The 7,400-nt window shown below is 70.1% G+C and carries 8 protein-coding genes; 7 read left to right on the top strand and 1 reads right to left on the bottom strand.

Features of this window, described 5'->3' with window-relative positions:
- From CH341_RS25740 to CH341_RS25710, 7 genes are all read left to right on the top strand, one after another.
- On the top strand, nt 1–693 hold a 693-nt coding region (locus tag CH341_RS25740), incomplete at its 5' end, for an ABC transporter permease (RefSeq protein ID WP_111421825.1).
- 8 nt (nt 694–701) lie between these two features.
- Complete coding sequence (locus CH341_RS25735; RefSeq protein ID WP_111421824.1) at nt 702–1,460, top strand: ABC transporter ATP-binding protein; 759 nt, start codon at nt 702–704, stop codon at nt 1,458–1,460.
- Nucleotides 1,461–1,701: 241 nt separating this feature from the next.
- Nucleotides 1,702–2,580 carry a polysaccharide deacetylase family protein gene (locus CH341_RS25730; RefSeq protein WP_111421823.1) on the top strand — a complete coding sequence of 293 codons (879 nt, stop codon included), beginning with the start codon at nt 1,702–1,704 and terminating at the stop codon, nt 2,578–2,580.
- 2 nt (nt 2,581–2,582) lie between these two features.
- Entirely contained in the window at nt 2,583–3,350 is a 768-nt protein-coding gene (locus CH341_RS25725) for a short-chain dehydrogenase/reductase (protein WP_111421822.1), read from the top strand.
- A 233-nt stretch (nt 3,351–3,583) separates the two neighbouring features.
- Nucleotides 3,584–4,327, top strand: coding sequence for a maleate cis-trans isomerase family protein (locus CH341_RS25720; protein ID WP_210208614.1), 744 nt, complete (start codon nt 3,584–3,586; stop codon nt 4,325–4,327).
- A 9-nt stretch (nt 4,328–4,336) separates the two neighbouring features.
- A complete protein-coding gene (locus tag CH341_RS25715) occupies nt 4,337–5,527 on the top strand; it encodes an FAD-dependent oxidoreductase (RefSeq protein ID WP_111421820.1) in 1,191 nt (396 codons plus the stop codon).
- A gap of 118 nt (nt 5,528–5,645) precedes the next feature.
- Complete coding sequence (locus CH341_RS25710) at nt 5,646–6,629, top strand: Bug family tripartite tricarboxylate transporter substrate binding protein (RefSeq protein ID WP_111421819.1); 984 nt, start codon at nt 5,646–5,648, stop codon at nt 6,627–6,629.
- A 124-nt stretch (nt 6,630–6,753) separates the two neighbouring features.
- On the opposite strand, the gene CH341_RS25705 is transcribed toward CH341_RS25710, so the two are convergent.
- Nucleotides 6,754–7,400, bottom strand: a 647-nt coding sequence (locus CH341_RS25705) for a methyl-accepting chemotaxis protein (protein WP_245431248.1), incomplete at its 5' end; no start/stop codon positions are given.

Raw genomic sequence — 7,400 nt, 5'->3', positions numbered from 1 at the left:
ACGCCGGACCGGGTGTGGGCGGCGTGGTGGACCTGGGCCTTCGGGGCCCAGGGGCTCGGCCTCAATCCCTATTCGGGGACCTGGCTCTCCAACCTGCTCTACTCGGCGGAGCGCGTCGCCAAGGGCTTCGGCTGTGCCATCCTGATCGGCGTGCCGACCGGCATCGCCATCGGCTGGAGCCGCGCCGCCGCCGGCGCGCTCGATCCGACCGTCCAGGTGCTGCGGCCGATCCCGATCACGGCCTGGCTGCCCTTCTCGATCGCCGTGTTCGGCATCGGGCCGGGGGGCGCGATCTTCCTGATCGCGCTCGGCGCCTTCTATCCGATCGTCGTCAACACCAGCCAGGGCGCCCGCGACGTCGAGCGCATCCTGATCCGGGCCGCGCTGATGATGGGGGCCGGACCGTTCACCATCCTGCGCCGCGTCGTGCTGCCGGCCGCGCTGCCGTCGATCTTCACCGGCCTGCGCATCGGCCTCGGCATCGGCTGGACGGCCGTGATCGTCGCCGAGATGGTGGCGGTGAAGTCCGGCCTCGGCTACGTGCTGTGGGACGCCTATTACGTCGGCCGCATGGACGTCGTCATCGCCGACATGATCACGATCGGCCTGCTCGGCTATCTCAGCGACCGCTTGGTCCTCGCGATCGAGCGCTGGGCGCTGACCTGGCGCCGCCTGCAGTCGCATCAGGCGTGAGGGATCACATGGGCACCGTGCTGTTCCAGAACGTCTGCAAGACCTTTCCGGGCGTCCGCACCGTGCGGGCGCTCGACGACGTGAGTCTGTCGATCGGCGAGGGCGATTTCGTCGCGCTCCTGGGGCCGTCGGGCTGCGGAAAGTCGACGCTGCTCAATCTGCTCGCCGGCTTCGACCGGCTCAGCGCCGGCAACCTGCTGTTCGACGGCCGGCCGGTGACCCGGCCGGGACCCGACCGCGGCGTGGTCTTCCAGGAGGCCGCGCTGTTCCCCTGGCTCGACGTGTGGAACAACGTGATTTTTGGTCCGAAGGTGCAGGGCATTTCACGCGACGTCTACGAGCCCCGAGCCCGCGAGCTCATTCGTCTCGTCGGGCTGGAGTCGTTCGCCGAAGCGTTGCCCGTACAGCTCTCCGGCGGCATGCGCCAGCGCGTCGGCATCGCCCGCGTGCTCGCCATGAGCCCGCGCGCGCTCTTGATGGACGAGCCGTTCGGCGCGCTCGACGCGCAGACCCGCCTCTCCATGCAGCAGCTCCTGCTCGACGTGTGGGAGACGCTCGGCACCACGGTGCTGTTCGTCACCCACGACATCGACGAGGCGATCCTGCTGTCCGACCGCGTCTGCGTGATGTCGGCGCGCCCCGGCCGCATCGTGCGCACCATCGAGATCACCCTGCCGCGCCCGCGCTCCATCGCCAGCCTGACCAGCCCCGCCTTCATCGCCCACAAGGCGGACATTTTGGCGGAGATGAACGTGATGCATCATTGAGGCGACAGGGTGCTCACCATTGACCTCAGCGGTTGCGGCTACCCCCCTCCCCACCCCTCCCCCACAAGGGGGGAGGGGGCCTGCTGCGACACGCGGCACGCTTTAGACATCGACGACGTGCGCCGCACACCCTGGCGCCTCGCTCCTGCGTTCCCTCCCCCCTTGTGGGGGAGGGACAGGGAGGGGGGTAGGCCGCACATTCCGCGTCCGTTACTGACCCGAGCAACAGACTGAAAAACCCATGGCCAACCCCCGCATTCCCTACCGGCTCTCCTCGACCCGGACGCCATTGCCGCCGCTCGACGGCAAGCGGATCCTGGTGCACCTCGTGGTCAACGTGGAGAACTGGCAGTTCGACCAGCCGATGCCGCGCACCATCGTGACGCCGCCGCACGGCCGCGACACGGTGCCGGACGTGCCGAACTTCTCCTGGGCCGACTACGGCATGCGGGCCGGCCTGCCGCGCATCCTGGAAGCCTTCGCGACGCGCGGCCTGCCGGCCTCGACCAGCATCAATGCCGGCGTGATCGACGCCTACCGGCCGGCCGCCGAGGCGATGCGCGACGCCGGCTGGGAGTTCATCGGCCACGGCATGCATCAGAAGGCGACCAATCACGTCGCCGGCGGAGAAGAAGCTCTCGTCCGCGAAAGCCTCGGCGCGCTCGCGGCCTTCACGGGGACGCGCCCGCGCGGCTGGCTGTCGCCCGGCCTGCGCGAGACCGTCGACACGCCCGACATCCTGAAGGTCGCCGGCGTCGACTATGTGTGCGACTGGGTGGTCGACGACCGGCCGTCCTGGATGACCACCAAGGGCGGCCCGCTGATCGCCATGCCGTACAACCTCGAGGTCAACGACTCGATCATCTACGCGATCGAGCGCCACGCCACCGGCGAGATGGCGCGCCGCGTCGCCTTCACGCTGCGCCGCTTCGAGCGCGAGTGCCAGAAGAGCGCCATGGTGTTCGCCATCGGGCTGCATCCGCATCTGATCGCCGTGCCGCATCGCATCCACGAGCTGGAGGAGATGCTGGACACGCTGATAGCGTCGCCCGAGGTCGGCTTCGTGACCGGCAGCCGACTGGCCGACTGGTTCTCGAGCGCCGTGCCGGCGGAGGGGTGATCATGGATCTGGATCTGTCGGGGAAGAGCGTGCTGGTCACCGGCGCGTCGCGCGGCATCGGCCGCGCGGTCGCCGAGAGCTTTCTGCGCGAGGGCGCCCGCGTGGTGATCACGGGTCGCGACGCCGCCTCGCTGGACGCGACGGCGCGCGATCTCGCGACGCTGGGCGCGGTCGACACCTTCGCGGGCGATCTGGCGCAGGCGGCCGAGCGCGAGCGCCTGTTCGCGGCGCATCCGAGCGTCGACGTGCTGGTCAACAATGCCGGCGCCATTCCGGGCGGCGACCTGCTCGGCCTCGCGTTGCAGACCTGGATCGATTCCTGGCAGCTCAAGGTGTTCGGCTACGTCCACCTGATGCAGCTCCATCTCGAAGCCATGAAGGCGCGACGCGCGGGCGTCATCCTCAACATCATCGGCATGGCCGGCCAGGCGCCGCGGTTCGAGTATGTCTGCGGCTCCGCCGGCAACGCCGCGCTGATCGCGCTCACCCGCGCGGTCGGCGCGAAAAGCGTCGACTGGAACGTGCGCGTCTTCGGCATCAACCCGTCGCCGACCCGCACCGACCGCATCGAGACCTTGGCGCGGAAGAAGGCGCAGGACCGCTTCGGTGACGAGAGCCGCTGGCCGGAAGCGCTCGGGCCGCTGCCGTTCGGCCGTCTCGCCGAGCCGGCCGAGATCGGCGACCTCGCCGTGATGCTCGCCTCGCCGCGCGCCTCCTATCTCAGCGGCACCGTGCTGGACGTCGACGGCGGGCAGATGTTCCGCGGGTGATCGGCGCGACCGAGCGTCTCTCTCCGCCACCTCACGAGGAGGCTGCGAAGCAGCCGTCTCGTGAGGTGGACGGTCCGGCGCCGCACTCCTCATCACGCAGCGCACAAACTTTCGGCAATCGCGTGAGCTGCCTTCTCAAACGGCGAAATCAGCGTGACCGAGATTGTCATTCCCGCGCTTCGTGGGACGTTCGTACCATGTGATCACGGCCTACGAACGGAAAGGCGTTGCGCGTGGACGCACTCGGTTACCGCAGAAAGATCGGCATCGTCGTTCCCTCGACCAACACGGTGGTCGGTCCCGAATGCGAGGCGTTGCGGCCGCGCGGCGTCACCAATCACGTCGCCCGCCTGACGCTGGAGAACAAGCCGATCGAGGCGAGCGAGGCCGGCTTCCTGGCCCACATGCAGCGCATGCGCGACGGCATCTTTCCGGCGCTCGACCAGGTGATGACCTGCGCCCCCGACCACGTGATCATGGGCGTCGCCATCGAGGCGTTCACGGGCGGCGTCGCCGCGGCGGCCGGGCTGCAGGACGAGATGGAGAAGCGCGCCGGCGTCGGCGTGTCGATGGGCTCGACGGCGGCGACCGCCGCGCTCACCGCCTTCGGGGCGAAGCGCATCGCCGTGCTCACCCCGCACCAGCCCAAGGGCGACGAGATCGTCGCCGGCTATCTGAAGGAGGCCGGATTCGAGATCGTCCGCCTCGTCGGCATGCGCTGCGCCTCGCCCTTCGCCATCGCCGAGGTGCAGCCGCCGGCGCTGCGCAAGCTGCTGCGCGAGATCGACGGCGACGACATCGACGCGATCCTCCAGGTCGGCACAAATCTTGCGAATGCGGCCGTCGCGGCGGAAGCGGAGCCGTGGCTCGAGAAGCCGGTGCTGGCGATGAACACGATCACGTACTGGGACGCGCTGCGCCGCTGCGGCATCGACGACCGCATCTTCGGCTTCGGCCGCATCCTCGAAGAGTTTTAGGAGCCGGAGATGGAAGATCGCGTCGTCGTCGTCGGAGCGGGACCGAGCGGGCTCACGGCCGCGCTGTTCCTGGCCCGCGCCGGCGTGCCCGTCACGGTGCTGGAGGCGCGCACCGAGATCTACGAGGACCCGCGCGCCGCGACCTTCCATCCGCCGACCCTGGAGATGTATGCCGAGACCGGCGTCACGGCCGAGCTGCACGCCCGCGGCATCCTCTGCCCGCAGTGGCAGTTCCGCGGCCGCGACGAGGGGCTGGTCGCCGAGTTCGATCTCGGCGTCCTGTCCGATCTCACGCCGTATCCGTATCGGCTGCAGTGCGAGCAGCACAAGCTGGTGGCGATCCTCACCGACCGGCTCGCGCCGTTCCGCAACGTCGAGATCGTCTACGGCGCGCCGGTCGAGACCGTGACGCAGGACGCGAGCGGCGCCGACGTGATCACCGAGGACGGCACGGCGTATCGGGCCGCTTACGTGATCGGGGCCGACGGCGGCCGCAGCGTGGTGCGCAAGTCGCAGGACATCGAGTTCGAGGGCTTCACCTATCAGGAGCGTTTCCTGGTCGTCACCACGACCTGGGACTTCGAGCGGCGCGGCTTCGCCTATTCCTGCTACGTGTCGGATCCGCGCGAGTGGTGCGCGCTGTTCAAGGTGCCGGCCGCCGGCCCGCCCGGCCTTTGGCGCGTCGTGTTCCCGACGCCTCCGGAGGCGGCCGCCGAGGATCTGCTCGACCATGCGGGCGCCGAGGCGCGGGTGCGCGGCTTCCTGCTCACCGACGAGCCGATCCGCATCGTCCACACCAATCTCTACACGGTGCATCAGCGCGTCGCGGCGACCTACCGGCGCGGCCGCGTGCTGCTCGCCGGCGACGCCGCCCACGTCAACAATCCGCTCGGCGGCATGGGCATGAACTTCGGCATCCACGACGCCGTCAGTCTCGCCGACAAGCTCACGCGGGTGATCGGCGGCGAGAGCGACGGCCTGCTCGACCTGTACGACCGCCAGCGCCGTTACGTGGCCAACGCCTTCCTGCAGGCCATGACGATCCAGAACAAGCGCGTGCTGGAGGAGAAGGATCCGGCGGTGCGCGGCGAGCGCCTGCGCGAGCTGCGCGACACCGCGGCGGATCCGGCCAAGGCACGCACGTTTCTCATGCGAACGGCGATGATCGAGGGGCTGCGCGCCGCAGCCGCCATCGACTGAACGCCGTCGCGCCGCAAGGGACGAACCCCCTCGGGAGGACTTTCCACCAGAACGATCGCAACTGACGGGATCCGGGCCCCGCGGCGCGCGAGAGCACTATGTCGGAGCGGAGCGAGACATGACGACACGACGTGCGCTGCTGAAGTCGCTGGCGGGCGGTGCCCTGGTGGCCGGCGCCGCCACGGCCGGCCTGCCCCTGGCGGCGCGGGCGAGCGGCTGGCCCGAGCGGCCGGTCCGCATCCTGGTGCCGTTCGCGGCCGGCGGAAACACCGACGGGATCGCCCGTCTGCTGGCGCTCCATCTGAGCGACAAGCTCGGCCAGCAGTTCGTGGTGGAGAACCGCACCGGCGGCGGCGGCACCATCGCGGCGGAGGCGACGGCCCGCTCGCCGGCGGACGGCTACACCCTGATGGTCGCGGCGGTCGCCCAGATCGCCGTGTTCCCGGCGCTCAAGAAGACCAATTACGATCCGGTCGCCGACTTCGCCCCGATCAGCAATGTCGCCAACAACCCGTTCTGCCTGGTGGCCAATCCGTCCTTCCCGGCCAAGACGGTCGGCGAGCTGGTCGCCTATGCGCGCGAGCGGCCGGGCAAGATCACCTATGCGTCGGGCGGCATCGGCAGCATCGGCCACCTGACCATGGCGCTGTTCCTGAAGCGGGCCGGCCTCGAGATGGCGCACACGCCCTACCGGGGCGGCGCGCCGGCGGTCGCCGACGTCATCGCCGGCCATGTGCCGCTCTATTTCGGCAACCTCTCCGAGGCGCTGCCGCATGCCGGCGGCGCGCTGCGCGCGCTGGCGGTGTCGAGCGCCACGCGCTCGCCGAAGCTGCCCGACGTGCCGGCGGTGGCGGAGTTCTATCCCGGCTTCAAGACCGACACCTGGAACGGCCTGATCGCCCCGGCCGGCACCCCGAAGGAGATCGTCGACCGTCTGGCCAGCGAGGTGCGGGCCGCCCTGAAGGAGAAGAAGACGCTCGATCAGCTCGACAGTTTCGGCGTCGACCCGATCGGCTCCACGCCCGAGGAGTTCAAGGCGACGATCGCCGCCGACCTCGTGCTGTGGCGCGAGGCCGTGAAGGACGCCAACGTCGCGCTGTGACGCCAGCCGACCGCCTCGAACCAAATCCTGAATGACAGGTGCGGGTCCAACCCCTCTCCCCTCGCGGGAGAGGGGAAGAGGGCCGCGCCGTAAGGCGAGGCCGAGCTGATCACCGGACGCCGCGTCACCCGGCGCGGACGCGGCCGAGGAAATTCTCCACGTCGCCGCTGAGGTGGTCGGCGTCGGCCGCCACCGTCTCCACCGACTGCAGCACGACGTCGCTCGCCGTGCCGGTCTCGCGGCTCAGCGCGGCAACGTTGCCGATGGTGCGGGTCACGGCCTGGGTGCCGGTCGAGGCCTGCTGGATGTTGCGGGTGATCTCCTGGGCGGCGGCGCCCTGCTGCTCCACCGCGGCGGCGATCGCCGTCATCTTCTCGTCGATGCCGCCGATGGTCGAGGCGATCGAGCGGATCGCCGTCACGGCCGTCCCGGTGGCGCCCTGGATCTCGGCGACCTGGCGGGCGATGTCGTCGGTCGCCTGGGCGGTCTGGCCGGCCAGCCGCTTGACCTCCTGGGCGACCACGGCGAAGCCCTTGCCGGCGTCGCCGGCCCGCGCCGCCTCGATGGTGGCGTTGAGCGCCAGCAGGTTGGTCTGCCCGGCGATCTGGGTGATCAGCTCGACCACGGTGCCGATGCGCGTCGCCGACTCGGCGAGCGCGTCGACCGTGGCGTTGGTCTCCTGCGCCTGCACCACCGCGTCGCGCGCCCCGGCGGCGCTCGACTGCACCTGGCGCGAGATCTCGACCACCGAGTTGGACAGTTCCTCGGTCG

Origin of the sequence: Rhodoplanes roseus (genome assembly GCF_003258865.1) — a bacterium.
GTDB lineage: Bacteria > Pseudomonadota > Alphaproteobacteria > Rhizobiales > Xanthobacteraceae > Rhodoplanes > Rhodoplanes roseus.
The sequence above is the reverse complement of the archived record's forward strand: the minus strand, read 5'-3'. Positions and strand labels throughout refer to the sequence as shown.

Excerpts from the sequence above, each read along its gene's own strand:
- CH341_RS25735 (WP_111421824.1), top strand. The coding sequence starts at position 702 with ATGGGCACCGTGCTGTTCCAGAACGTCTGCAAGACCTTTCCGGGCGTC.
- CH341_RS25730 (WP_111421823.1), top strand. The coding sequence starts at position 1,702 with ATGGCCAACCCCCGCATTCCCTACCGGCTCTCCTCGACCCGGACGCCA.
- CH341_RS25725 (WP_111421822.1), top strand. The coding sequence starts at position 2,583 with ATGGATCTGGATCTGTCGGGGAAGAGCGTGCTGGTCACCGGCGCGTCG.
- CH341_RS25715 (WP_111421820.1), top strand. The coding sequence starts at position 4,337 with ATGGAAGATCGCGTCGTCGTCGTCGGAGCGGGACCGAGCGGGCTCACG.
- CH341_RS25710 (WP_111421819.1), top strand. The coding sequence starts at position 5,646 with ATGACGACACGACGTGCGCTGCTGAAGTCGCTGGCGGGCGGTGCCCTG.